The sequence below is a fragment of the Pontibacter sp. GD7 genome, assembly GCF_058216375.1.
Window position 1 is genome coordinate 343,060 of sequence record NZ_JBYZMP010000001.1, and the last position, 26,063, is coordinate 369,122.

Annotated in this window: 25 protein-coding genes; 14 read left to right on the top strand and 11 right to left on the bottom strand. The window is 47.2% G+C overall.

Features of this window, described 5'->3' with window-relative positions; translation table 11 throughout:
• Window positions 1–57 precede the first annotated feature (57 nt).
• Window positions 58–1,875: a tetratricopeptide repeat protein gene (locus tag AC4BAP_RS01455; protein ID WP_490580836.1), complete on the top strand. Its 1,818-nt coding sequence runs from the start codon at window positions 58–60 to the stop codon at window positions 1,873–1,875.
• Between the two features lie 253 nt (window positions 1,876–2,128).
• The gene (gene recJ / locus AC4BAP_RS01460) at window positions 2,129–3,835 is read left to right on the top strand and encodes a single-stranded-DNA-specific exonuclease RecJ (protein ID WP_490580837.1); all 1,707 of its coding nucleotides are present in this window, start codon (window positions 2,129–2,131) and stop codon (window positions 3,833–3,835) included.
• Window positions 3,836–3,900: 65 nt separating this feature from the next.
• Here recJ and AC4BAP_RS01465 read toward each other — a convergent pair whose 3' ends face one another.
• Window positions 3,901–4,707 (bottom strand): glycoside hydrolase family 25 protein, encoded by an 807-nt coding sequence (locus AC4BAP_RS01465; RefSeq protein ID WP_490580838.1) that lies wholly within the window; start codon window positions 4,705–4,707, stop codon window positions 3,901–3,903.
• Between the two features lie 196 nt (window positions 4,708–4,903).
• Here AC4BAP_RS01465 and lptB point away from each other — a divergent pair, with 196 nt between their 5' ends.
• Genes lptB through AC4BAP_RS01480 form a run of 3 tightly spaced genes read left to right on the top strand, consistent with a single transcriptional unit; the run spans window position 4,904 to window position 7,604 of the window.
• Complete coding sequence (lptB, locus tag AC4BAP_RS01470; RefSeq protein ID WP_490580839.1) at window positions 4,904–5,635, top strand: LPS export ABC transporter ATP-binding protein; 732 nt, start codon at window positions 4,904–4,906, stop codon at window positions 5,633–5,635.
• A gap of 46 nt (window positions 5,636–5,681) precedes the next feature.
• Window positions 5,682–6,062, top strand: coding sequence for a four helix bundle protein (locus AC4BAP_RS01475; RefSeq protein WP_490580840.1), 381 nt, complete (start codon window positions 5,682–5,684; stop codon window positions 6,060–6,062).
• An 18-nt stretch (window positions 6,063–6,080) separates the two neighbouring features.
• The gene (locus AC4BAP_RS01480) at window positions 6,081–7,604 is read left to right on the top strand and encodes a GH3 auxin-responsive promoter family protein (RefSeq protein ID WP_490580841.1); all 1,524 of its coding nucleotides are present in this window, start codon (window positions 6,081–6,083) and stop codon (window positions 7,602–7,604) included.
• A gap of 543 nt (window positions 7,605–8,147) precedes the next feature.
• Here AC4BAP_RS01480 and AC4BAP_RS01485 read toward each other — a convergent pair.
• The 3 genes from AC4BAP_RS01485 to gltX all read right to left on the bottom strand — a co-directional run bounded on the left by AC4BAP_RS01485 (window position 8,148) and on the right by gltX (window position 11,087).
• The gene (locus AC4BAP_RS01485) at window positions 8,148–8,915 is read right to left on the bottom strand and encodes a TIGR00266 family protein (protein WP_490580842.1); all 768 of its coding nucleotides are present in this window, start codon (window positions 8,913–8,915) and stop codon (window positions 8,148–8,150) included.
• Between the two features lie 127 nt (window positions 8,916–9,042).
• A complete protein-coding gene (locus AC4BAP_RS01490) occupies window positions 9,043–9,414 on the bottom strand; it encodes a hypothetical protein (RefSeq protein WP_490580843.1) in 372 nt (123 codons plus the stop codon).
• Between the two features lie 131 nt (window positions 9,415–9,545).
• Window positions 9,546–11,087, bottom strand: a complete 1,542-nt coding sequence (gene gltX, locus AC4BAP_RS01495; RefSeq protein WP_490580844.1) for a glutamate--tRNA ligase — start codon at window positions 11,085–11,087, stop codon at window positions 9,546–9,548.
• Between the two features lie 174 nt (window positions 11,088–11,261).
• Between gltX and AC4BAP_RS01500 the strand changes: the two genes are divergently transcribed.
• On the top strand, window positions 11,262–12,287 hold the full coding sequence (locus tag AC4BAP_RS01500; protein WP_490580845.1) for a YihY/virulence factor BrkB family protein: 1,026 nt from the start codon (window positions 11,262–11,264) through the stop codon (window positions 12,285–12,287).
• Window positions 12,288–12,881: 594 nt separating this feature from the next.
• On the opposite strand, the gene AC4BAP_RS01505 is transcribed toward AC4BAP_RS01500, so the two are convergent.
• A complete protein-coding gene (locus AC4BAP_RS01505) occupies window positions 12,882–13,262 on the bottom strand; it encodes a RidA family protein (protein ID WP_490580846.1) in 381 nt (126 codons plus the stop codon).
• Window positions 13,263–13,310: 48 nt separating this feature from the next.
• Between AC4BAP_RS01505 and AC4BAP_RS01510 the strand changes: the two genes are divergently transcribed.
• Entirely contained in the window at window positions 13,311–13,997 is a 687-nt protein-coding gene (locus tag AC4BAP_RS01510; protein ID WP_490580847.1) for a 3-hydroxyacyl-CoA dehydrogenase family protein, read from the top strand.
• Window positions 13,998–14,078: 81 nt separating this feature from the next.
• On the opposite strand, the gene glmS is transcribed toward AC4BAP_RS01510, so the two are convergent.
• From glmS to AC4BAP_RS01525, 3 genes are all read right to left on the bottom strand, one after another.
• Window positions 14,079–15,914, bottom strand: a complete 1,836-nt coding sequence (gene glmS / locus AC4BAP_RS01515; RefSeq protein ID WP_490580848.1) for a glutamine--fructose-6-phosphate transaminase (isomerizing) — start codon at window positions 15,912–15,914, stop codon at window positions 14,079–14,081.
• Between the two features lie 73 nt (window positions 15,915–15,987).
• Window positions 15,988–17,367, bottom strand: coding sequence for a DUF4270 family protein (locus AC4BAP_RS01520; RefSeq protein WP_490580849.1), 1,380 nt, complete (start codon window positions 17,365–17,367; stop codon window positions 15,988–15,990).
• Entirely contained in the window at window positions 17,351–18,163 is an 813-nt protein-coding gene (locus tag AC4BAP_RS01525; protein ID WP_490580850.1) for a glycogen/starch synthase, read from the bottom strand. Before AC4BAP_RS01525 ends, AC4BAP_RS01520 begins: the two co-directional genes overlap by 17 nt.
• Before the next feature lie 135 nt (window positions 18,164–18,298).
• Between AC4BAP_RS01525 and panC the strand changes: the two genes are divergently transcribed.
• From panC to AC4BAP_RS01560, 7 genes are all read left to right on the top strand, one after another.
• Window positions 18,299–19,153, top strand: coding sequence for a pantoate--beta-alanine ligase (gene panC / locus AC4BAP_RS01530; RefSeq protein WP_490580851.1), 855 nt, complete (start codon window positions 18,299–18,301; stop codon window positions 19,151–19,153).
• Window positions 19,154–19,242: 89 nt separating this feature from the next.
• Entirely contained in the window at window positions 19,243–19,590 is a 348-nt protein-coding gene (gene panD, locus AC4BAP_RS01535; protein ID WP_340408865.1) for an aspartate 1-decarboxylase, read from the top strand.
• 9 nt (window positions 19,591–19,599) lie between these two features.
• Window positions 19,600–20,631, top strand: coding sequence for a lysylphosphatidylglycerol synthase transmembrane domain-containing protein (locus AC4BAP_RS01540; protein ID WP_490580852.1), 1,032 nt, complete (start codon window positions 19,600–19,602; stop codon window positions 20,629–20,631).
• Window positions 20,615–21,112 (top strand): D-glycero-beta-D-manno-heptose 1-phosphate adenylyltransferase, encoded by a 498-nt coding sequence (rfaE2, locus tag AC4BAP_RS01545; protein WP_490580853.1) that lies wholly within the window; start codon window positions 20,615–20,617, stop codon window positions 21,110–21,112. The genes AC4BAP_RS01540 and rfaE2 overlap by 17 nt, the downstream gene beginning before the upstream one ends.
• A gap of 9 nt (window positions 21,113–21,121) precedes the next feature.
• Window positions 21,122–21,802: a zinc metallopeptidase gene (locus AC4BAP_RS01550; protein ID WP_490580854.1), complete on the top strand. Its 681-nt coding sequence runs from the start codon at window positions 21,122–21,124 to the stop codon at window positions 21,800–21,802.
• Window positions 21,803–22,013: 211 nt separating this feature from the next.
• Window positions 22,014–23,153, top strand: coding sequence for an acyl-CoA dehydrogenase (locus AC4BAP_RS01555; RefSeq protein ID WP_490580855.1), 1,140 nt, complete (start codon window positions 22,014–22,016; stop codon window positions 23,151–23,153).
• 160 nt (window positions 23,154–23,313) lie between these two features.
• Window positions 23,314–24,240, top strand: coding sequence for an AraC family transcriptional regulator (locus AC4BAP_RS01560; RefSeq protein ID WP_490580856.1), 927 nt, complete (start codon window positions 23,314–23,316; stop codon window positions 24,238–24,240).
• Here AC4BAP_RS01560 and AC4BAP_RS01565 read toward each other — a convergent pair.
• Genes AC4BAP_RS01565 through AC4BAP_RS01575 form a run of 3 tightly spaced genes read right to left on the bottom strand, consistent with a single transcriptional unit; the run spans window position 24,223 to window position 25,920 of the window.
• On the bottom strand, window positions 24,223–24,984 hold the full coding sequence (locus tag AC4BAP_RS01565; protein WP_490580857.1) for a phosphoglycerol geranylgeranyltransferase: 762 nt from the start codon (window positions 24,982–24,984) through the stop codon (window positions 24,223–24,225). The genes AC4BAP_RS01560 and AC4BAP_RS01565 overlap by 18 nt on opposite strands.
• Window positions 24,974–25,543: a hypothetical protein gene (locus AC4BAP_RS01570; RefSeq protein ID WP_490580858.1), complete on the bottom strand. Its 570-nt coding sequence runs from the start codon at window positions 25,541–25,543 to the stop codon at window positions 24,974–24,976. Before AC4BAP_RS01570 ends, AC4BAP_RS01565 begins: the two co-directional genes overlap by 11 nt.
• Complete coding sequence (locus AC4BAP_RS01575; RefSeq protein WP_490580859.1) at window positions 25,540–25,920, bottom strand: phage holin family protein; 381 nt, start codon at window positions 25,918–25,920, stop codon at window positions 25,540–25,542. Before AC4BAP_RS01575 ends, AC4BAP_RS01570 begins: the two co-directional genes overlap by 4 nt.
• Between the last annotated feature and the right edge of the window lie 143 nt (window positions 25,921–26,063).

Here is a 26,063-nt window from a genome sequence, read left to right on the forward strand (position 1 = left end):
AAATATTCCGGAGCCTGGAAATATCAACTACCTGCCGTCAAACGTTTTAAGTATACTATGCCATTTAAAAAAGCCAAGACATACATTAGCATTATACTTCTGTTTCTGGTTGCACTAACAGCCACCGCCCAGACGCAGGAGCTACAGCTGGCAAGAGAATACTATAGCAAAGGCGATTACCCCAAAGCAGAGGAACTCTACAGTAAGCTGATTGAGCAGCCAAGGCTGTTTCAGGTAGTGTACCCGGATTACCTGAAGGTGCTGCTGGCCCAGCGCGATTACAAGGAAGCGGAAAAGCTGGTTAAAAAAACTATAAAGCGCTTTCCGGATGTGCCAAATTACCAGATAGACCTGGGTGTGGTGTACCAGGCCTCCGGCGACAAGGCTGCCGCAGAAAAGCATTTCGAGAAACTTTTGGAGCAGGTAAAGCCCGAGCAGGTGATTGTAGTAGCCAGTGCCTTTATGCAGAACGATCTGTTTGACTACGCCGAGAAAGCGTATTTACGGGGCCGGGAACTCAGCAAGAATCCATCAGAGTATAATCGTCCGCTTATAGCCTTGTATGCTTACCGCCAGAAAACCTCCAGCCTTATACCTGAGATACTTAACTTGTTGCAGGCTAATGAGAGTGAGCTAGGGTATGTGCAGAACATGCTGCAAAACACCATGCGGGAAGAGAAAAACCTGGATGCCCTGGAAAAGGAGCTGATCATGCGTGTACAGCAAAACCCGGATAAACTTGCCTTTAACGAGTTGCTCATCTGGCTTTACATTCAGCGTAAGGACTTTTACAGTGCACTAATGCAGGCCCGGGCAGTAGACAGGCGAACGCGCAGCGGAGGAACGCGGGTAATGGAACTAGGGGCTATCAGTCTGAAGAACGATGATTACCAGGGAGCCATAGAAGCATACGAGTACATTGTGAATGAATATCCGGAGGGGCCATACTACCTGATTGCCCGACAGCGCCTGATAAATGCCCGTGAAGAGCAGGTACAGAACACATTTCCGGTAGATAAAGAGAAGATAAGGGCCCTTATTGCGGACTACCAGGCCCTGCTTAGCGAGGTGGGCCGTTCTGCACAAACCGTAGAGGCATTACAGCACATGGCGGAGCTTTATGCCTTCCATCTGGATGATAAAGAGAAAGCGATAGCCCTTTTGCAGGAGGCCATAGAAACACCACGTGCCAACCCCGATTTTGTGGCAAACAGCAAGCTTATACTTGGCGACATTTACCTCCTGAAGGGAGAGCCGTGGGAGAGTACGCTGCTATACTCGCAGGTTGAGAAGTCGCATAAGGAAACGACGATCGGGCACGAGGCAAAACTGCGCAATGCCAGGCTTAACTACTATAAAGGCGATTTTGAGTTGGCCCAGGCGCACCTAGATATCCTTAAACTGGCCACCAGCCGCGAGATAGCCAACGACGCCATGGACCTGAGCCTGCTGATAACCGACAATACCGGCCTGGATACGTCAACTGCCGCCATGCAGGACTACGCCGCTATAGAGCTATTGGTGTTCCAGAACAAGCTGCAGGGGGCCGTTATATCGCTGGATGCCATGCTCAAAAAATACCCCGGGCACAGCCTATCGGACGAAATATACTTTCAGAAGGCGAAGATCTATGAGCGAATGGGCCAGTTCGACAAAGCCGTAGAGAACCTGAACAAGATCGTAAGCAACCCGCAGTATGATATCCTGAGCGATGACGCCCTGTTTAGGATGGCCTACATTTACGAAGAAAACCTGAAAGACAAGGAAAAGGCACAGCAGCTTTACAACGATTTTCTGGTAAAGCACCAGGGCAGCGTATATGTGGCCGAGGCGCGCAAACGTTTCCGGAAGCTGCGCGGAGACAGTGTGAATTAAGCTGATCCGCTAAAAAAAGATGATAAGTATAAGGATGAAGATGATGAAGAAACCATACATCACAAGGTCCAGCGAATAGTTTTTATACTTTTCAAAAATCTCTCTGAATCGTTTCACGATTTATCCTGTTGTACATCTGAATCAAAGTTACACATTTTAAGGCGAAGCCCAGTCCCGGCTGGTGAGCGTCCGTTTAATTGGCCTTAAATTAGTACCTTTGCCGCATATTAATTGTAGTGTAGCAGAAGAGCATATGGATAAAAGGTGGGTATATAGCCAGCAGGCGCCAGCAGAGATAGTGGAGAGTCTTACGGAAAGCCTTAAGATTAGCCCTACGCTTGCATCCATACTTTGCCAGCGTGGTATCTGTACCTTCGACGAAGCCAAGCATTTTTTCCGACCAAGCCTGAGCGACCTGCACGACCCTTTTCTGATGAAGGACATGGGGCAGGCCGTGAATCGTTTGAACGAGGCGCTGCACCAGAACGAGAAGATCCTGGTATACGGCGACTACGACGTAGACGGAACCACCTCTGTGGCCTTGATGTACAGTTTCCTGCGCAACTACACGGTTAATATTGATTTCTACATCCCGGACAGGTATAAAGAAGGCTACGGCGTATCTTTTGACGGTATAGACTATGCTGCTGAGCATGGTTTCAGCCTGATCATCAGCCTGGACTGCGGTATAAAGTCTGCAGATAAAGTAGCCTATGCCTCTGAGAAAGGTATCGACTTTATCATCTGTGATCATCACCTGCCTGACGAGGACATACCAAAGGCCGTAGCCGTGCTAGACCCAAAGCAGATAGACTGCCCGTACCCGTACAAAGAACTGTCGGGTTGCGGGGTAGGGTTTAAGCTATTGCAGGCTTTCTGCATCCAGAACGGCATTGACCAGGAGGAAGTATACAAGCTGCTGGATCTGCTGGTTGTAAGTATAGCCTCTGACATTGTTCCCATTACCGGTGAGAACCGCATACTTGCCTATTTTGGCCTGCGTAATCTCAACGGGCCACAACCCATGCGCCCCGGCCTGGATGCTTTAAAAGAGCTGGCAGGCATAACAGGCGAGATGGATATCACCAGCATAGTTTTTGGCTTTGCACCGCGTATAAACGCTGCCGGGCGTATGGGAGATGCCAAGAATTCGGTGCGTATGCTGCTTGCTCAGACAAAAGAGGAAGCCTTTAAAATGGCTGACATCATTAATGAGTCGAACAAAGAGCGCCGCGACAAAGACAGCAACATTACCAAAGAGGCGCTGCAGATGATTGAGGAGGACGAGTTTTTACGCGACGCAAACTCTACAGTGCTTTTTAAGGACTCGTGGCATAAAGGCGTGATCGGGATTGTGGCCTCGCGCTGCATTGAGAAATACTACAGGCCTACCATTATACTTACCAAGTCAAATGGCAAGGCATCAGGCTCGGCAAGGTCGGTGCATGGGTTTAATGTGCACAGCGCCATCGAGAGCTGCTCAGACCTGCTTGACCAGTTTGGCGGGCATATGTATGCGGCAGGCCTGACGCTGCCAGTTGAGAATATACCCGCTTTCAGAGAGCGGTTTGAAAAGTATGTGGCCGATACCATTACCGAAGAGCAGAAGATACCCCAGATCGAGATAGACGGTAAAATAGAGCTGAAGCAGATCACCCGTAACTTTTACAACATTGTGCGTCAAATGGAGCCCTTCGGCCCCGGCAACATGAAGCCTGTGTTTGTGTCGGAGTTGGTTTATGATACAGGCAGTGTGCGCATTGTCGGCGATTCGCATTTAAAATTGCGCCTCACACAGGACGACTTCCAAAGTATAGATGCCATTGGGTTTGGCCTGAGCGACTATTATCACAAAATATCCAAGGGTATTCCGTTTGATGTATGCTATACGATAGAGGAAAATATTTTTCGGGGGGTAATAACCCTGCAACTTCGTATAAAAGATATCCGCCTAAAATAACAAAAGAGGCTCCCGGTACCGGGAGCCTCTTTTGTTTTAACCTTAAAATAAGACCTGATGCCATACTATGGCTTCGGATACATATGCTTTAACTGCTGTAATGGGCTCTCCTGGGCAAACATGTTGTCTTGCAGGCATAGCTGGGCAAGAGTCTCAAAATCGCCGGCAAAAAAGTTAATGTCAACGGCTGCGTTGATACCCGATACACTGCCCCTGTCGGTATACTGCCAGAACATCCAGTTATCGGTGTGGTGTATCTCCGGCTTGTTGTCGCTGTAACGGGCAATCCAGAAAAGGTAATCAGAAAAATGCCCTTTTAAATAGCGGCGGTAATAGTTTTGGCTAGTATAGATGATTGGTTTAATGCCATAATGTGCTGTAACAGCCTCCAGCCAAATCCTGATGTTCTTACGCATTTCATCGCTGCTGATCTTAGAGTCAGTAACCTCTATATCCAGAACAGGAGGCAGGTCGCCGGGCTCAAGCGTTACAGTTTTTATAAACAGGTCTATTTGGCCTTGTATGGGTGCTTCGGGTTTAAAGAAATGATAGGCGCCGCGCTTTATGCCGTGTCGCTTTGTCTCTTCCCAATTGCGGGCAAAGTATGGGTCAAGCCTGAAATCTCCCTGGGTCGCTTTTACAAACGCAAACGATACATCCGATGCCTTTACGCTTGCCCAGTCTACTTCCTTCTGCCAACGCGAAACATCTATTCCCATTAAAGAAGAGGAGGTAGAAGACGAAGTGGCGGCTTTAGGCTCGTTATTATCTGGCACAGGGGTGTTGGCTGGTACTCCGGTGTAACTGGAAACCAGTAAAAAGCCGGAAACTAACAGCTTATTACCAGCGGAAATAAGTAAAGAAAAAATCATAAAGGCGGTTGTAAAGTAAAGCGAGTTATTAAATTATGTATTAATAAAATAACTGTCAACACCTTATGATAAGGTTTATATACTTTATTAATTAAATTTAAATAGTAAAAGTTCAATATACACGAGAATTTATTTGACAATAAAGCTGATGCATGGCACGTTGCAGGATGCAGGCTTTATGCGTAATTTAGCCCCAATGATACTGAGAGCAGAACACCTGATAAAAAAGTATAAGTCTCGCCTTGTGGTAAACGATGTGAGCGTGGAGGTAAACCAGGGAGAGATCGTGGGATTGCTGGGGCCAAACGGAGCCGGTAAAACTACTTCTTTTTACATGATCGTGGGGTTGGTAAAGCCAAACAGCGGTAAGATATACTTAGATAACGAAGACATAACCAGCCTGCCCATGTACCAGCGGGCCAAAAGAGGTGTGGGCTATCTGGCACAGGAGGCATCGGTGTTCAGGCAACTTACCGTGGAGGAGAATATCCTGTCGGTGCTGGAAATGACAAACCTGCCAAAGCAGGCCCAGCGCGAAAAGGTGGAGGAACTGCTGGAAGAGTTCTCGCTAACGCATGTGCGCAAGAACAAAGGCATTGTGCTATCGGGTGGCGAGCGCCGCCGCACCGAGATTGCGCGTGCCCTGGCCGTAGACCCTAAGTTCGTGCTCCTGGATGAGCCCTTTGCCGGTGTAGACCCTATAGCTGTGGAAGAGATCCAGAGTATAGTTGCCAAGCTCAAGAACAAAAATATCGGTATCCTCATCACCGACCACAACGTAAACGAGACGCTGTCCATTACAGACCGGGCATATTTGCTTTTTGAAGGCAAGATACTCAAGGCAGGTACAGCCGAAGAACTGGCCGCCGACGAACAAGTACGCCGCGTATACCTGGGCAAGCACTTCGAGCTGAAGAGGAAAATCTAATTGCTAAATTGTTATATGGCTAAATGGTTGTTTAAATCTAAGATTGATGGAAGAGAAAAAGTATCTTAAATTAAATGACATCGAAGCCTATGAAATCAGTTTTGTCCTTAGCAATAAAATCTGGCATATTGTAATGCTATGGAGTCCGCTCGCTCAGAACACTGTTGGTCAACAGTTCATTAATGCAGCGGATAGTATCTCTGCTAATATCGCTGAAGGATTTGGAAGGTATTCGAAAAAGGACAAGATAAAATTTTATCGGTATGCGCAAGGATCAATGTATGAATCCTTTAATTGGAACGAAAAGTCCAAGGTGCGTAAACTGATAACAGAAGAGCAATATCAATTTATACTCGAGGAGTTAAAAAAGTTGCCTAAAGCGATCAACAGCCTGATAAAGTATACCAACAACCATTTAACCATCTAACAGTTTAGCCATTTAACGTTGGAGATAATAAACTCAATAGTGACCTGGGTGATGAAGAAGCGGATCCATGATATTGATCTGTTTCGGAAGTACCCGCACGAGGTGCAGCACGAACTGTTCCAGAACCTGGTAAGTATGGCCAGGGGAACAGAGTGGGGGAAGAAGTATGGTTTCTCGGATGGGTTATCGGTGCGTGAGTTTCAGGAGCGCGTACCCATTAGCACCTACGAGGATATTTACCCATATTTTGAGCGCATGATGAAAGGCGAGCAGAATATACTGTGGCCGAGTAAGATTGAGTGGTTTGCCAAATCGTCGGGTACCACAAATGCCCGTAGCAAGTATATTCCTGTTAGCCCTGAGTCGTTGGAAGACTGCCATTACAAAGGCGGCAAGGACATGCTCTCTATTTATGTAAACCTGTACCCTGAAACCAAACTCTTTACAGGCAAAGGCCTTTCTATTGGTGGCAGCCACCGTCCAAGCGAGTTCAACCCTAAAATAAATTGCGGTGATGTGTCGGCGGTGATCATGCAGAACTTACCCATCTGGGCTGAGGCTATTCGCACCCCTCCGCTTAAAATTGCCCTGATGGACAAGTGGGAGGAGAAGATCGAGAAAATGGTGGAGGTAACGGTACAGGAAAATGTTACCAGCCTGAGCGGCGTACCTACCTGGACCTACGTGCTCCTGAAGCGCATACTGGAGGTAACCGGCAAGAGCAACATACTGGAAGTATGGCCAAACCTGGAGCTGTTTACGCACGGGGCCGTGGCCTTTGGGCCTTACCGCCAGTTGTTCCGTGAGATTATCCCTTCCCCAAAAATGAACTACCTGGAAGTATACAATGCTTCGGAGGGCTTCTTCGGGATACAGGATCAGGCAGGCACCGAAGATGAGATGTTGCTGATGCTGGACTATGGCGTGTACTACGAGTTTATACCCATGGACCAGTTTGAGGAAGAAAACCCGAAAACCCTGACACTGGACCAGGTAGAGCTTGGTAAAAACTACGCGCTGGTGATCTCAACCAACGCTGGCCTGTGGCGCTATAAGATCGGCGATACCATACGCTTTACAAACCTCAGCCCCTACCGCATTAAAATTTCCGGCCGAACCAAGCACTTTATTAATGCCTTTGGCGAGGAAGTTATTGTGGAAAATGCCGAGACTGCCATCACCAAAGCATGCAAGGCCACCGATGCCATTATTACCAATTTTACAGCGGCCCCTGTTTATATGGAAAGCGGCAAGCGTGGTGGGCATGAATGGCTGATAGAGTTCGAGAAAGAGCCCAATAACCTGCAACAGTTTACTCATGTACTTGACGAAGCATTGCGTGATGTAAACTCCGACTACGATGCCAAACGCCAGAACGACATTGCCTTACAGGAGCCGATCGTGCACGTTGCACCACAAGGCACCTTTATGCATTGGCTCAGAGATAAAGGCAAACTTGGAGGCCAGAATAAAATCCCACGTCTCAGCAACACCAGAGAGTACCTGGAGGAAATGATGCAGTACGTAGAAGTAAAGAGTTAACTTGAAATAAAACTGCCGCAAGTTTAGCGAAGCGTAACTTGTGGCTACACATGAGGCCAGTTTGTAACTGGCTTTCTGCGTGAGCAGAAAAAGTATACTTTCTAAGGTTCATACTTTCTGAGAATTCCCCTCTTGAGAGGGGCGCAGGGGTGTGTTATACTTTCTGAGATTTATACTTTGTGGGAAATTGCCCTCCTGGGAGGGGTAGGTTAACCTGCCAGAGCCAAAGTATAAAGTATAGCCAAAGCCATCTGCGGACAGGTCGCGACCTGTCCCTACAAATCAACGCCAATTCAACAGATTTTTACTTTAGAAGATTTATAGTTAAAGTAAAGGGCCTTTGCAGCCCTTGCTTTTTCAAAGCAAAGCAGTTAAAAACTGCTGCCATACATAGCCACATTTACGCTTCGCTAAACTTGCGGCAGAAACTAAACTCCCCGGCAAGTATAAACCTGACGGGGAGTTTGGGTTATATCCATACGTGAAGTAAACCCCATTCATAATTACTAATTCCTAATTCATAATTGGGAGCAAAGCGACCTTCTACTCCATAAAGCTGCTGAACATGCCGCCTTCTTTGTTGGCATTCTCTCCACGTGGCATCAGCGCCTCTATCAGCTTCTTCACCGGCATAGACTGCAGCCATACTCTGCCAGTACCGCGCAAGGTTGCCAGGAACAAGCCCTCTCCACCAAATATCATCGACTTTAAGCCACCGGCACGCTGCACGCTAAAATCTATACCTTCCTCAAAAGCCACCACACAACCTGTATCTACACGAAGTGTTTCATTATTCAGATGTTTCTCTACCACGGTGCCGCCGGCATGTATAAAGGCCCTGCCGTCGCCCTGCATCTTCTGAAGTACAAAACCTTCGCCGCCAAAAAAGCCTGAGCCTAGGCGCTGATTGAAGTGTATGCTAAGCTTAGTGCCTAAGGCTGCAGCCAGGAAAGCGTCCTTTTGTGTAATAAGCGTGTTATTGCGGGTAGTGCTAAGATCTATAGGAAGTATAGTGCCAGGGTATGGGGCTGAGAACGCCACATGGCCCTTGCCGTGGCCGCGGTGGGTAAAATGGGTCATAAACAACGACTCACCAGTAATTAGACGGCTACCGGCTGAGAGTAATTTACCTAAAAAGCCTTGATCCGGATTAGAGCCGTCTCCCATCTTTGTCTGGAAATCGATCCCCTCTTCCATGTAAACCATGGCGCCGGCTTCAGCTATTACCGTCTCGTTCGGGTCCAGCTCAATTTCCAATACCTGAATGTCATTACCGAATATATTGTAATCGATTTCGTGTGAGTTTATCATAGTTCGTTAGTATATGTTGGTTTCAATAGAAAGTTAAGTTATTAAGCGCAATAATGAAAGAGAGGCAAACAGCTTCAAGACAAGTCCGGCCATTTGCCCCTCATGTGGCTATAAATTAAGCTACTAGCTACTCTTCATCTTCGTCATCTTCTTCTTCACCTTTCTTTCGGCGACGTGCCTTAGGCAGGCTTTTTTCTTCCTCTTCCTCATCTGATGCCCCGCTGGTGTTGCGCACAAAATCCTCGTCGGTTTCTTCTACTTCTTCGCTTTCCTCAATGTGGTAAGCCTCTTCCTCTTCGCGTTTGGCCTTTTCAGCGGCATCGCGTTTCATCAGCTTTTTATCCTCCACATTCTTGTTCAGGAACTCGTTAATGCGGTCTATACTATAGTTGGAGATGATCTCACCGTGCTCATTCACCTTAATTTCAAAGCCTTCGAGGTCTTTATGCACCCGCGACTTTTTCTTACTGCTCTTGCTTTCTTTTTTATTCTTAGCCATGATAGTCTGGTTTATACTTACTGATGTATAAGCTAAGAAGAAGCAATTTGTTACAAGCCAGCCGAAAGTGCGGAAAATAAAAAAGGCCAGCCCATGGGGCCAGCCTCTCTATACTTTATACTTTGCTATACTTAAGCAGTAGTATACTGGCTTAACTTTTCAATAGCGGTTTCTATACGAGTAATGGTTTCTTCGCGGCCAATCACTTCTATGATCTGCATCAGGTCCGGGCCTGCCTCGGCACCAGTAACGGCTAAGCGCAATGCCTGCATTACCTGACCAATCTTCATTCCGTGGCGCTCAAGTATAGCTATTAGCAGGTCTTTAACCGTATCTGCATTGAAGCTTTCCAGCGAAGAAAGCTCATTTTTGAAATCTTCAAACACAGCTACAGATTGGCTGTTCCACTTTTTAGAAGCTACTTTTTCGCTATACTCTGTCGGAGCCACAAAGAAATACTCTGCCTCTTTCCAGAAATCCTGCGGGAAGCTTACACGCTCCTTCATCAAGCCAGCGATCTTCTCAGCTTTCTCCTGTGTAGTGGTGATGCCGTGCTCTTCCAGCGCCTTCATCAGGTAGCCTGCCAATTCGCTGTCTGGCTTAGCACGTAAGTACTGCTCGTTAAACCAACGTGCTTTCTGAATATCGAAACGAGTACCCGACTTACCGATACGCTCCACAGAGAACTCCTGGATCAATTCATCCATAGAGAAAATCTCCTGCTGTGTACCCGGGTTCCAGCCCAGGAAGGCAAGGAAGTTAGTGAAGGCCTCTGGCAGATAACCGCTCTCACGGTAACCAGAAGATACTTCATTTGTAAACGGATCTGTCCAGCGAAGTGGGAACACCGGGAAGCCCAGCTTATCACCATCGCGCTTGCTCAGTTTACCGTTTCCGTCAGGCTTTAGCAACAGCGGCAAGTGCGCAAACTCCGGCATGGTGTCTTCCCAGCCCAGGTAGCGGTACAGCAGCACATGCAGCGGCGCAGACGGTAACCACTCCTCTCCACGGATCACGTGTGTGATCTTCATCAGGTGGTCATCCACAATGTTGGCCAGGTGGTACGTTGGCATACCATCCGACTTCATCAAAACTTTATCATCAATGGCAGAAGAGTGTACCATTACCCAACCACGGATCAGGTCTTTCAGGCGTACTTCCTCTTTTCGCGGTACTTTCAAACGGATCACGTAAGGGTCACCGGACTCCAGGCGCTTCTTCACTTCATCCTCTGGCAGGGTAAGCGAGTTTTTCATGGTCATGCGCGTGATAGAGTTATACTGTGGCGTAGCTACTTTGGCAGCTTTTAAACGCTCACGCATCTCATCCAACTCTTCGGCAGTATCGAAAGCATAGTAAGCATGGCCGCTCTCTACCAGCTGCAGGGCATACTGCATGTACATTGGCTTGCGCTCCGACTGGCGGTAAGGCGCGTAAGGGCCACCTTTCCATGGGCTTTCGTCCAGCTCAATGCCGCACCACTCCAGCGACTCACGAATGTAGTCTTCGGCACCCGGCACAAAACGGTTCTGGTCAGTGTCTTCGATGCGCAGAATCATTTTACCGCCTGTTTTACGGGCTAGCAAAAAGTTGTAAAGGGCAGTGCGCACACCACCGATATGGAGAGGCCCTGTCGGGCTTGGGGCAAAGCGTACTCTAACTTCTCTTTCCATGTATGGTTGTTGTATTCAAATCAAATTTGGTGCAAAGGTACAAAATAAACTATGGTTTCGGTAACGCTAAACGCAGGAGTATGTTAGCAAAACATTTGTTTTATACTTTGTTATAGTATAAACATAATCAGGCAATTGCGTATTGGCTTAATAGAAGTATAAAAGCTGCAGTAAATGGTGCAAAAAAAGATATTGATGTCGTGGGCCTTGTTAAAAGAAACCTGGCTGGAGTTTCTGGATAACAACTCCTTCCAGAAGGGAGCCGCCCTGGCATACTATACTATTTTTGCCCTGCCACCCATGCTTATCATCATTATCAGCGCAGCAGGCTACTTTTTCGGCGAGCAGGCCGTTTCCGGCGAGATATATTTTCACATTAAAGAACTGATTGGATCTGAGGGTGCCTATTCGGTGCAGAAGATGGTGGAGAACGTGAACGAGTTCGGTGACTTTAACCTGGCGGCTATTATAGGCGGTGTAGCTTTGTTCGTAGCTGCCACCGGTGTTTTTATCTCATTACAGGACTCACTTAACGAAATCTGGTATGTAAAGCCCGTGCCTAAGCGTGGCTACCTCAAGCTTATACTTGACAGGGCGCTGTCGTTTGGGATGATACTGGCCATTGCCATTATCCTGCTTTTGTCGCTACTGGCTAATACGATACTGGTAGCTATAGGTGATTTTCTGACGGCAAGATTTTCGGGCTGGGTAGTATATGTACTGCATACAGCCAACTTTTTATCTGCCTTCCTGCTGATGTCTTTTCTGTTTGCCTGCATCTATAAATTCTTGCCCGATGCCAAAATAAAGTGGCGCGATGTAGGAGTAGGGGCTTTGGTTACTTCCCTGCTGTTCGTGCTGTTCCGTGGGTTGATCGGGTTTTATCTGGGAAAGAATGATGTTGGCTCGGTGTATGGGGCAGCCGGCTCCATAGTAGTTATACTTACCTGGGTGTTTTTCACCTCGCAGATCATCTTTTTCGGGGCTGTATTCACGTTCGTGTACTCCCGCAAGTATGGCTTCAACATCTATCCCGCCGACTACGCCGTGCGTGTGATACGCCAGGAAGTAGAGGTAGGCAACTCTGCAGTTAATGCCGAACCTGGTAAACATGACAAAGAAGTATACGGGGAGTTGGAAGAGGAGGAAGAGCCTACGGTTACTGATGAGGGGGAGAAGGAGGAAGGAGCGAACATTTAGAGTTTAAGAGTTAGAGAGTTTAGGAGTTAAAGAGTTATACTTTTTTAGCTGCTGCTGATCCTCAGTTTTACTTGCCTATCTTTTCATTTCAGACTTTGGTGTGCTCAAGGCCGCAAGGCCTCGCCTTTGCGCATCGCGCTGTCTATTGAAGCTGCCTAACGGCTGCCTCGCTTCGCTCAGCACCGCAACAATAGAAGGCGCTCAACCCAAGGACTGGAAAGGGCACTTCTTCGCCAGCGGCTGCTGCTAGGCGCAAACATTGATGCTAATTAAATGTAATGGCTTTAACCATGTGCACCCTTGACGATTTTTTGTTTGAGCATTCAGCGAGTGGGGGTAGGGGCCCTCGACAAACAAAATCGTCTTGATTCTTTTGCTTACTTTTCTCATCAAGGAGAAAAGTAAGGCCCAGCCGGTGAGGCGAAAAGCTAGCTGAGAGCAAAGGACTTTTAATAATGATATTATAGAATGACGATTTTTGCTTTCAATATATGTGAGGACAAGGTTGGTTGGGCATGAAAAGTATAAAAACAAAGGACAAAGAAGCCATACTTTACTCCTTTGTCCTTCATCAAAAAATCTTTTGTCTAAAACCTACTTCGTAGCAATACAAGAAATCTCTACGTTCACATCCTTTGGCAGGCGGCTAACCTCTACTGTTTCGCGGGCAGGAGGGTTGCTGGTAAAGTAGCTGCCGTAAGTCTCGTTTATCTTGCCAAAGTTCTTCAGGTCTTTCACAAAGATGGTGCACTTCAGTACGTTACTAAAGTCCATGCCTGCCTCTTCAAGTATAGCCTGCAGGTTCTGCATTACTTTATGCGTTTCGTTCTCAATGCTATCATTCACAAGGTTGCCGCTTTCCGCATCCAAAGCAATTTGTCCGGATACGTAAAGTATGCCGTTTGCCATGGTTGCCTGGCTATACGGGCCAATTGGTGCAGGCGCCTTGGCAGAGTTGATGATGGTATGTGCCATATTCAGATTCGTTTAAATGTGTATCTTTACCACCAAAAGTACAGAAATATGCACATAGTTGTTTTGTCTGGCCCTGAAATGGCCGCCGAATTCAAACAAAAGTTTCCGGAGGGGAAAGAAGGCCTTAGCTATACTTTCATGCATTCCCACAACCTGCTCGACCAGCAGCCTGAAACGGCCGATGTGGTTTTCGACTTTTTATTACATGAGCAGCCAGAGAGATTAAGTGCCTATGCCCCGGAGCAGATCGTGTTCTGTAATGCAGTTACTACGCAGCTAGCCGACATAGTATACCAGAGCGGTTTGCAAGAGCCCTGCACCCTTGTCGGGTTCAATGGTTTGCCAAGCTTTCTTAACAGGCCTGTTCTGGAGATAAGTCTTTACAACAGCGCTGACGAGGATAAAGTAAAGCAGATCTGTGAAACGCTTGGAACGGAATACCTGGTAGTAGCTGACCGTGTTGGCATGGTAACGCCGCGCATGATCTGCATGATCATCAATGAGGCGTTTTATACTTTGCAGGAGAATACCGCCGGTGTAGAAGACATCGACCTGGGTATGAAGCTAGGCACCAATTACCCGCAGGGCCCTTTTGAGTGGGCAAATCAGATTGGCATAGCCAATGTGTATAAAGTGTTGCAGGCTGTTTACGAAGACACCAAAGAAGAAAGGTATAAGATTTGCCCTTTGCTAAAGACACATTATCTAAAAAGCCAGATAGCCTCGAAAGTATAAGTTACTCTGTTGTGTTTAACAACCTGATTGAAATAAAAAAGGGAGCCAAACGGCTCCCTTTTCCTTTATACTTCAAAGCTATTACTCCACTGTAACAGACTTAGCCAGATTACGTGGCTGGTCTACGTTACAGCCGCGCATTACCGCAATATGGTAAGACAGCAGCTGCAATGGAATAACAGAAAGCAATGGCATCAGGTGTTCACTTGTTTCTGGTATCTCGATCACGTAGTCGGCCATAGAAGGGATAGTGGTGTCGCCTTCAGTTACCACAGCGATAACCTTTCCTTTACGGGCCTTCACCTCCTGCACATTTGATACGATCTTCTCATAAGAGCTATCCTTAGTGGCAATTACCACTACCGGCATCTGCTCATCGATCAAGGCAATAGGTCCGTGCTTCATTTCAGCAGCCGGGTAACCCTCTGCGTGGATGTAAGAGATCTCCTTCAGTTTTAGAGCTCCCTCCAGGGCAACCGGGAAGTTATAGCCACGGCCCAAGTATAGGAAGTTGGTTGCATCCTTAAACAGTTGAGATATTTCAACAATCTGATCATTCAGTTTAAGTGCTTCCTCTACTTTGGCAGGGATGCTCTCCAGCTCAACCATTAACTGGTGCAGCTTAGTTGTTTCTAAAGTGCCGCGTTTGCTGCCCAGGATCATCGCGATCAGGGTAAGCACTGTAACCTGAGCGGTAAAGGCCTTTGTACTTGCCACACCAATCTCTGGGCCAGCGTGTGTATAAGCGCCTGCATCGGTGGCACGGGCAATAGAAGAACCTACCACGTTGCAGATACCAAAAATGGTTGCACCCTTAGATTTAGCCAGCTCAATGGCAGCTAACGTATCAGCTGTTTCACCAGACTGTGAAATAGCGATCACAATGTCTTTTTCGGTGATGATCGGATTGCGGTAACGGAATTCAGAGGCATACTCAACCTCTACCGGAATGCGAGCCAGGTCTTCGATCAGGTACTCAGCCACAAGACCGGCATGCCATGATGTACCGCAAGCCACAATAATGATACGCTCTGCATTGGCCAGTTTATTCTCATACTCACGCACACCGCTCATCATCAGGTGGTTGCTTTCTGCGATCATACGCCCACGCATGCTGTCAAGTATAGAGCGTGGCTGCTCGTAGATTTCTTTCAGCATGAAGTGCTCGTAACCACCTTTCTCGATAGACTCAAGTTCCATCTCCAAACGGTGCACATATGGCGTCTGCTTTACGTCTTCTTTCGTTCTGATCTCCAGCTCACCATCTTTTATAACTACCAGCTCATAATCGTTTACATAGATCACATCATTTGTATACTCTATGATCGGGGTGGCGTCTGACGCCAGGAAGTACTCACCTTTGCCAACACCTACTACCAAAGGGCTGCCTTTACGTGCCGCAATCAGTTGGTTCTGGTCTTCTTTTGATAACACCACGATAGCATAAGCACCAACAACTTCATGCATGGCAAGGCGCACAGCCTCAGGCATTGAGCAGTTGTTGTTCACACGGATATCCTCGATCAGGTTTATAAACACCTCAGAGTCGGTGTCGGATTTAAACGTATGGCCTTTTTCTATCAGAAGCGTTTTTAACGCAGCATAGTTTTCAATGATACCATTGTGGATAATTGCAATGCTGCCAGAGCTTGAATAGTGTGGGTGAGCGTTCTTGTCATTTGGCTCGCCATGTGTGGCCCAACGTGTGTGGCCCATACCTATATGGCCATGCGTGTCTTTATCTGCAAGAAACTCTTCCAGATCAGAAACTTTTCCTTTCTTCTTATAAACACTCAGATCACCGTTCATCAACGCCACGCCGGCACTGTCATAGCCACGGTACTCCAGTCTTTTTAGTCCTTTAATAACAATCGGGCAGGCTTCTCTATGGCCTACGTATGCTACAATTCCACACATGCTGTTTTTGTATCTTTAAAATAAAATAGGTACCCTACAAAGGTACCTATTTGTACTATAATAAATAAGTTTTCTAGTTCAGTTTTGAATAGTATACAACCAGTTTCACTTTGTTGCTCGCAGTGTTGCTGATGATGGCTCTGTATGGCCTGATTTCAGGGGTGATGGCATAGCCACCGCTCTGGTTTGCCACAACAGAGGCAGGAGCCAGTAGCAAGCCATTGTTTGGCTTTTTACCTAGCAGCATAGCCTGGAAGTATGAAGTAATATTTAACGTATACCTGCTTTTCTCGCTGTTATAAGTAAGCACTGCCGGGAAGGCTGTTCCGTTTACCTGCCCCAGGTTGCTTTGCTGTACGGTCAGTGAGCTTCCATTGGCATCTTTCAGAATGCGATTGGTATTGTTTGTCTGGTACAGTACCAACTGTGGTGGCGGCGCTAAAGCTGATGTCGAGTTTGCCTTGACAGGTAAGATCAACTCAGCCCTGTTTATAACAATGGTACCGGTAACATCCTTAAACTTCTGTAAGTAAGGTATTGTTAATTTCGTCAGAAGCTGCGTGTTGTTCTGTATAAAACTCTCGTTGCCGGTTTGCGCCGCAGCTATAAAATCACCCTTCTGTGTAAGGGTGGCTACTGGTGTGCCTGCACGGTTGCTTTCGAAGTTTGTGAAGAAGCTAACCGCAGATGTATTGAATCTGAAAGTATGCTTTTTCTTGTCGTTGCCGTTTTTATAGTGCAGTACGATCTTAGAGCTGTCTGCGGCAAAGTTCAGGGCAAGTATACTTGCCGGCTCGCCTTCAGGTGCAATTGCCAGTCCTTTAAAGAAAGCCTCAAAATTAGCCTGTGATTTAAGCGGGTCTTTGCCAGACTGCGCTACGAATTCGTTTATCAGGCTCTGTGGCAGCTTCACTTTGATCAGTCTTCTGGCTGCAGTAGAGTCCACGTCAAATACTTTCTTTTTCTCGTACAGCAAAGGTACCAGCGTAGTAGATGCCAGCGGACTAGCTTCCGTGGCAAGTTTTGTTGTGGTAAAGTATGACGCTTTTTCCTGGAAGGCTTCCGTTAAACGGAACACGTTGATCTTCAACGGCTTTGTTTTGTTGCCGAATATCGCGCTGTAATCCAGAGTCAGTACCATAGAGTCAACCTGCGGGTTCTCACCGAAGGAAACATCCGTGCCGCCCAGGCCTACCTCTGTATAAGTAGTAGCCTTAACAGTACCAAGAACCGGGTCAGCCAGTATGCCTACCTGAGCAGGAGTTGTCTTAAACGACAGGATAGAGTCGGGTAAGAGCACCGTGCCGGTGTTGATCGTGATCGTATCAGTAAAATCTGTGCCTATCTGGTTTTCATCCTGAAGGTCAATTCCGATCTCGGTTGGGTCTTCGCAGGATGCAAGGGTGACGATAGAAAAGAAGAATAAAAGTAATCTCCTAGCGGCTAAGTTCATTATACAGGTTGTAGTATGAGTCTAAAAGGGTGTCGTCGGCGCTAACAGTGCTGATGCTTTTCGTTTGCATGTACTCGTTAAACAGCTCGCTGATGTTTTCGCTAAAGTTCTCGTTTGTTTTGATAACAGAATCAGCATACTCCATACCTATCTTGATAAAACTGTCAAGGTCGGCATTTTTCAGATGATCCAGCATGCTGTCATCGATATCCAGCATCTTTACTTTCTCAAGCAGGTCTCCTTCAAACTTGTGCTTATAGTTGTGGTTGTATACCGTAAACATCGACTTGGAATCTTTAAAGATAGGATCCTTTTTATAAGTCGTTTTTAAGTAAAGTGGTATCAAACCTGTCATCCAATCGTTGCAGTGCACAATGTCCGGGGCCCAGCCAAGTTTCTTAACGGTTTCCAGCACGCCCTTGCAGAAGAAGATGGCACGCTCGTCGTTGTCCTGGTGGAACTTGTTGTTCTTGTCAACGAAAACGGACTTTCTGTGAAAATAGTCTTCGTTGTCGATAAAATATACTTGCAATTTGGCATTCGGAATAGAAGCTACCTTGATAATCAGGGGTTTCTCGTCGTCGCCAACAGCTATATTAATGCCAGAAAGGCGTACCACTTCGTGCAAACGGTTTTTACGCTCATTTATTAGGCCAAAACGCGGAACAAAAATGCGGATCTCCATTCCTCGCTCCTGCATACCTTGAGGCAGCGTCTGTAAAAACTCGGCTACTTTAGTGGTTTGAAGGAAGGGATTGATCTCGGTGGCGGCGTATAGAATTCGCAATTTTGACATGAATAAGTAGTTAAAAATTAATAAGCAACAGTAATGGGACGTGCAAAATTAGTATTTTTTATTCTAATTTTCAATTTAATACGTTATAACTTACATTTGCCGCCCTTAACAAAACATACCAGACAGACAGTTTAAATGGAAGTTATAAAGCACGTTGGCACTATCCGTGAAAAAATGCAGGCTATAAGGTGTAGCGGTAAGCGTATTGGCTTTGTGCCCACCATGGGAGCGCTGCACGAGGGGCACCTGCAACTGCTTCGCGCCTCTGCCCGTGAAAACGACATAACGGTCTGCAGTATTTTTGTGAACCCCACCCAGTTCAATAATCCCGAAGATTATAAACTGTACCCACGTACCTCAGAACAGGATATCGCATTGCTACAGTCAGTTAACTGCGACTACCTTTTTCTGCCTGAAGCACAGGAAGTATACTCACAACAGACGCTGCTGCAGTTTAGTTTCGGAGCGCTGGAGGCCGTAATGGAGGGAGAGCACCGCCCGGGGCACTTTAATGGTGTGGCCACCATCGTCAGCAAGCTGTTCCATTATGTTAATCCGAGCCGGGCATACTTCGGGCAGAAAGACCTGCAGCAGGTGGCCATAGTGCGGCAATTGGTGCAGGCGCTTAGCTTTGACCTGGAGTTAGTGTGTTACCCAACGGTGCGCGAAGAAGATGGCCTGGCCATGTCATCCAGGAACAAGCGCCTTAACGAAGAACAGCGGCAAATAGCCACGCACCTATACAAAGCACTGCAAATAGCAGCCTCTATGCTCTCTGAAAAGCCGGTGCAAAGTATAAAGCAGGAGATCAGCTCATACCTGCAAAGTATAAACCAGGTAGAACTGGAATACTTTGAGATAGCAGACCCTAGTACACTACAGCCGCTACACGAAGTACAGGGTGCAAGCGAGGTAGCGCTGTGCATTGCAGCACACGTAGGGCCGGTGCGCCTGATCGACAACTTGCTCGTGAATCTAAACCAGGCCTGATTTGTTTACAGCGTAGGGTATACTACCGGCACTTTGGTAGTTAATCTGCAGGCAATTGTCTAACTTTGCGCTTTATTACAAGATACACCATGTATATTGAGGTTTTAAAATCCAAAATTCACCGTTGTAAGGTAACACAGGCCGAACTGCACTATGTTGGCAGCATCACGATTGACGAGGACCTGATGGATGCCGCAAATGTTGTGGAGAACGAAAAAGTACAGATTGTTAACATCAACAACGGCGAGCGCTTCGAGACTTACGTAATCAAAGGCGAACGCGGTACCGGTACGGTTTGCCTGAACGGCCCGGCTGCACGCAAGGTGCAGGTAGGCGACATCGTGATCGTGATCTCTTACTGCAGCATTAAGTTCGAAGACGCTAAAAGCCATACTCCTACGCTTGTTTTCCCGGATCAGCACAATCGCCTGGTTTAAACCCCTCGCATGAAAAAGCTGCTCTCTTTTCTGAAATATGCGCTGCTACTGGGCATATCCGCATTTCTGATGTGGTATGCGCTGAAGGAGCTCGATTTTCAGAAAATGTGGGCCGAGCTTCGAAACACAAACTATTCCTGGATCGGCCTTTCGCTTTTGATGGGCGTAACGGCGTACATGAGCCGCGCCTACCGCTGGCACATGCAGATCAAGCCCACAGGCCATAACCCGTCGTTAGTCCGTACCTACCGTGCCATGATGGTGGGCTACCTTGCCAACCTGGTGCTACCCCGTATGGGAGAAGTGGTGCGATGCAGCGTGCTGAAGCGCTCTGACGGCGTGCCGGTGAACACGGGCTTCGGCACCGTGATCGCTGAGCGCTTTATAGACCTGCTTATGCTGCTTTTGGCTGTCGGGCTTACCTTGCTTGTCGAGTTCAGCCGCATCCGGGGTTTCTTCCTGGGGCTGTTCACAGAAAAGTATAGCGGCTTTGAGCAAACCCTTAATTCGCTGTACTGGGTGTTTTGGGTCATGCTGGGTGGGTTAGCAGTTATACTTTTCATCATGCTACGGCACCTCAGCCGCCTGCGCAAAAACAGGTATTTCAGGAAAGCGGTAGACTTTGTGAAGGGGATGCTGAAGGGGGTGTTTAGTATAACCAGGCTGGATAACCAGTTTGCCTTTTGGGGGCATACCATTTTTGTGTGGCTGATGTATTATGCCATGAGCGTGGTAGTGTTTTTTGCCATGCCAGCCACCAGTAATCTGGGCTGGGGCGCCGGCCTGTCGGTGCTTGTGATCGGTAGTTTGGGTATGGCAGCCCCGGTACAAGGAGGTATAGGGGTTTATCATTTGCTGGTACAGGCTACGTTGCTGCTCTATGGGGTGCCCAAAGAGGCGGGCATGGCCTATGCTTTGCTGGCGCATACTTCACAAACACTTTTGGTCGTTGTAATGGGCGTGATCAGCTTTATTGCCACTGTGCTTCACCGGCCTCAACAAATCATAACTCAAGAATCTGTACATGAACTCAAGCAGTAAAATCTATACTTTGCCGCAGCTGCAGGAAAAGCTGGAAGAATGGCGCGCACAGGGGCAAAAGATCGTATTTACAAACGGTTGCTTCGACCTGCTGCACCTGGGCCACGTGGATTACCTGGAGAAAGCAAGACAACTTGGCGATAAATTAGTGCTCGGACTTAATACGGATGCGTCAATTAGCCGTATAAAAGGGCCGAGCCGGCCGCTTCAGGACGAAATGTCACGTGCGCGGGTAATGGCATCTCTTTTGTTCGTGGATGCAGTAGTGCTCTTTAACGACGATACCCCGATGGAGCTGATCAGGGCCGTGCAGCCAGACATACTGGTAAAAGGCGATGACTATGCAGTGGAGCAGATTGTGGGGCATGAGGTGGTGATGGCCCGAGGCGGGGAGGTAAAAACAGTTCCGCTGGTAAAGGGTTACTCTACTACCAACATCGTTAACAAAATAGAAAATCAATTAAATTCTGATAAAGCGTAAAGTATAGCTATGGCTGGAATATATTTAATAGGTATCTTATTTATGCTGATAAGCTGGCTGGTAAGTGCCCGCTTGAAAAGCAAGTTTAAGGAATACTCCCAGACGCCGCTGAGCTCTGGCTTAAGTGGCCGCGAAGTGGCGGAGATGATGCTGAAGGATAACGGCATCACGGATGTAAGGGTAATTTCGGTGGCTGGCCGTTTAACGGACCATTATAACCCGGCTGATAAGACAGTTAACCTGAGCGAGTATGTGTACGAGGCGCGCAGCGCAGCGGCAGCGGCGGTGGCGGCACACGAATGTGGCCACGCTATACAGCATGCCAAAGCCTATGCATTCCTGAAGTTCCGTTCGGCCATGGTGCCTGCTTTAAGTATAGCTTCGCGCTACATGCAGTGGATCATACTTATCGGTATCCTGATGATTCAGTCTACGCCGGTGCCGTTGGCAATTGGTGTGTCGCTTTTTGCCTTAACCACTATCTTTAGCTTTGTTACGCTGCCAGTTGAATTTGATGCCAGCAAGCGCGCCCTGGCCTGGATAGACCAACGCGGTATTGTTACCAGACAGGAGCACGGCATGGCAAAAGATGCGCTTAAATGGGCTGCCCTGACTTACGTGGTAGCTGCGCTGGGCTCTTTGGCTACACTGCTGTATTACATCTCTATACTAATGGGCCGCCGCGACTAAGGTGCCACAATGTATGATAATATAAGTATAAACGCCGCCTGCAGTAATGCAGACGGCGTTTATTGTTTATGCGTATTTGTAGCGATTAAAGTATAAAATATTCGGATAGCCTAACAATTATTAGGCTGGCGGGTTGATTTAATTGCACTGTATTTCATAGTTTTGTACCGTTAAAATTATTGTTTCAACAGAATCTTTTATATACACAAGTATGAATTTCCAATTAACAGAAGAACATCTGGCAGTACAGGCTGCTGCACGCGAATTTGCACAGACGGAGTTGTTGCCTGGCGTTATTGAGCGCGACGAGCACCAGAAGTTCCCGGCTGAGCAGATCAAGAAAATGGGTGAGCTTGGCTTTATGGGCATGATGGTGGATCCGAAGTATAACGGCGGCGGCATGGACACCATTTCTTATGTACTGGCCATGGAAGAGATCTCTAAAGTAGATGCCTCTGCTTCTGTTGTAATGTCTGTGAACAACTCGCTTGTTTGCTGGGGACTTGAAAAGTTTGGCACCGAAGAGCAAAAGCAGAAATACCTTACAAAACTGGCTACCGGCGAGATCATCGGCGCTTTCTGCTTATCAGAGCCGGAGGCTGGTTCTGATGCCACATCGCAGCGCACTACCGCCGAGGACAAAGGTGATTACTACCTGCTTAACGGAACTAAGAACTGGATCACGAACGGCAGCACAGCATCTGTGTACCTGGTGATAGCACAAACTGATCCGGAGAAGAAGCACCGCGGTATTAATGCCCTTATTGTAGAGCGTGGTATGGAAGGCTTTGAGATCGGGCCAAAAGAGAACAAGCTGGGTATCCGTGGCTCTGATACACATTCACTGATGTTCACCGATGTTAAGGTGCCAAAAGAGAACCGTATCGGAGAGGATGGCTTTGGCTTTAAGTTTGCCATGGCAACACTGGCTGGAGGCCGTATCGGTATCGCGTCTCAGGCGTTGGGTATTGCTTCTGGTGCTTACGAGCTGGCTGTAAAATACTCTAAAGAGCGTAAGGCGTTTGGCGTGGAGATCGCGAAGCACCAGGCTATTCAGTTTAAGCTGGCTGACATGGCTACAAACATCGAGGCTGCCCGTTTGCTTTGCCTGCAGGCTGCTCACGATAAAGACACGCACCAGGATTACGGTAAGTCTGGCGCCATGGCAAAACTTTTTGCATCAAAAGTAGCAATGGACACAACTGTTGAGGCAGTTCAGGTACATGGCGGTTATGGTTTCGTGAAAGAATACCATGTGGAGCGTTTAATGCGTGATGCAAAAATTACACAAATTTACGAAGGCACATCTGAGATTCAGAAAATAGTAATTTCAAGAGAACTGCTTAAGTAAAATCAGGCTTAAAACATTGTTTCCATGGTGTTTAAGCTAAGAATAGTATTTCTTGAATTAAAATTTATTTTTTAAAAATATTTTGAATTTTATAAAGATTAATCTTAGCTTTAAGCCAAAATTAAAGGGTTTATAGTATAAAAGTTAGTTGGTAACACACATGGAAGATTACAATAAGATTATTGAATCGCTTGGGGTGCGGTTCATTAAAGCAAAGAATCTGGTGTTGCAGCAGCCTTTTACGGTTCGCAACTCCTATGATGTAGGCAATAACCTGATCCTGCTTCACAAAGGTAGCATCTTCTTTGGGGACGAAGAGCAAATGGTGGAAGAGGGAGAGTTGTTGTTTATTCCTGGCGGACGTAGCACAAAAGTGTCTTACGGCCCAGCTGGAGAAGGAAAGACTATCTCTAACGATGATCTGATCACGAACAAAGAGAAGTTCTTTAAAAGCAACAACGACCTGGATCTGATCGGTGATGCGGAAGAGAGCCACAGCTTTGTGAGCTTCGAGGCAAAAGTATTTGACTCTGTTAACTTCTTCGCGTCATTGGATTTGCCGGCATTCCTTATTTCTAACAATAACAAATTAGCCAACCTGGTTATCAAAGTTGTTGAGGAAAGCATGCAGGAACTGCCAGGCAAGGAACGTCTGATCAACCTGTACACAGAGCAGATCGTTGTGGAGATCGTGCGCCACATTCTTAGAAACAGAATGTTCGTGGAGCAGCTTGCAACAAACAGCACTTATTTCAAAGACCCTCGCCTTATCGACCTGTTCAACTACATTAAGGAGAACCTGGGTGGCGACCTTTCAAACAAAGTGCTTTCTAACGTTGCAAACGTATCAGAGGATTATGTAGGCCAGTACTTCAAAATGCTGACCGGCATCAACCCACAGGACTACATCGAGTATCAGCGCATGGAGCGTGCCGTATTCTTGCTACGCACTACCAAGAAGAGCATCCGTGAGATCGGTAAAGAAGTTGGTTACAAAGACACGGCTTACTTCTGCCGTCGCTTTAAGATGATGTTTGGTATACCTGCCGGTAAGATGCGTCGTCGCGAATCAGCGATGAACATCTAAAGCAACGTTATACGAAGCGATAAGATTAGAAACCTCGGCCAAAAAGCCGGGGTTTTTTTCTATGTGGTTGCCTACCACTACCACATCGGCGCCGGCCTCCAGGGCAGCCTTGACCTTTTGGGTTGTGTCTATGCCACCGCCAACAATAATGGGTGTTTCTACTGCCTCACGCACCGCAGCGATCATCTCTGCCGAAACAGGCTCTTTAGCCCCGCTGCCTCCGTCCAGGTAAATATACTGAAGTCCCAGCATCTCTCCGGCCATAGCGGTGCAGGCAGCAATGGCTGGTTTGTCGTGTGGTATAGGGGTGGTGCCGCTCATGTATGAGGCAGTTGTCTGGCGGCCGCTATCCACAAGCATGTAGCCCGTAGGGTAAATATCCAGTTGGCTGGCTTTAAGCAACGGCGCTGATACAACGTGGTGCCCGATCAGAAACTCCGGGTTGCGTCCAGAGATAAGAGAAAGGAGCAAAATGCCATCGGCCTGGCTGTCTACATGCAGGCTGTTGCTCGGGAAAAGTATAACCGGTATCTCGCTGTGGGCTTTGATAAGCCGGATAATATCAGCCTGATTTTGCGAAGTAATGAGGCTGCCTCCCACAAAGAAAAAGTCAACGGGGTGCGCTGCGCACAAAGAAAGCAAGCTCAGGCAGGATGCCTCGTTCAGGTTGTCCGGGTCTAAAAGTACGGCAAAGTGCTTCCTGCCTAAAGTATGCTTTTGTGGGCGGCGGTTTTTAAATGGCATCCTCTTTTGGAACAATGATCTCAGTTGTCTCTATTACAGTTACCTCCTCTTTTGGAGCAGGGGCAGCTGCAATATCGTCATTTTCAGAGATACTATTCAGGTGGTCGCTCACCTTTTTCGTGAGGTACATCATAAGCAGGGTTGCAGCCTGAGATGTTATGATCTTAGCCACATTAGAGTGCATAAAGCCTTTTGACTCTTCGCCGGTTTCATGATCTGGTGTGTCGTGCATGGGGTTTGCCGTGAAACCGTGTCCGCTTTCCTGTTCGCATGCAGCGGTTTCTTTTTCTGTCATAACCGGGATTCCGGCGGAGTCGTACGCTCTGGGCTGTTTTGACTTCTTACCTTTTTTTCCTTTTTTTTTTCCGCCGCTGATCATGCGCTTCAGCAGGTAACCGGCCAGAAGTACACCGCCGGCAAGGGCCACTTTTTTGCCTATTTCCTGGCCTTGCGCCTTAATGCTGTCTACATCACCCATCAGCGCCCGCTTATATTCCTCCTTTTGTCTCTCTAAAAGGTCTCGGTCGTTATCAAAGATCGGGTTAGTTGCTTCGCTCATATGCTTTTTTCTCTTTTATCAGATTTATAGATAGTGTTTTCCAAAGCCTTGTCCGCCATATCCTGGAACACTTTCTTGTCCAGCCCCACGATCAGTACCACCAATAGGATAATGTAGATCAGTGCCACAATTCCAAAACCCCAGAAGGTGCTGTTTAGCAAGTGGTTTAGCAGCAGCCCCAGGAAAATGCTCACAAATATAACGCACATCAGCGCTGCAAATCCAAGTAAAACAAAATGCATGGTATTTACCATCACCGATTTTAGTTTTTCTTGGACCTCTAATCGTATGATATCTATACGGGTATCAATGTAACCCATCAGATTCTCGATAAGATTGGTGCTTTTCTCGCGTGTACCGTTATCAGGAATAGCCATAGTTTTACGTGCTTTTTTTGTTGCTGTTAGTGTATACGTGGGTAGGTATAAAAATTTACGCCAGGTATATCCATTGTAAATGTGTAGTACGGAATTTGAGGTATATTGTCCGTTTTTAGCTAATTTTAACAATAATCTTTTTT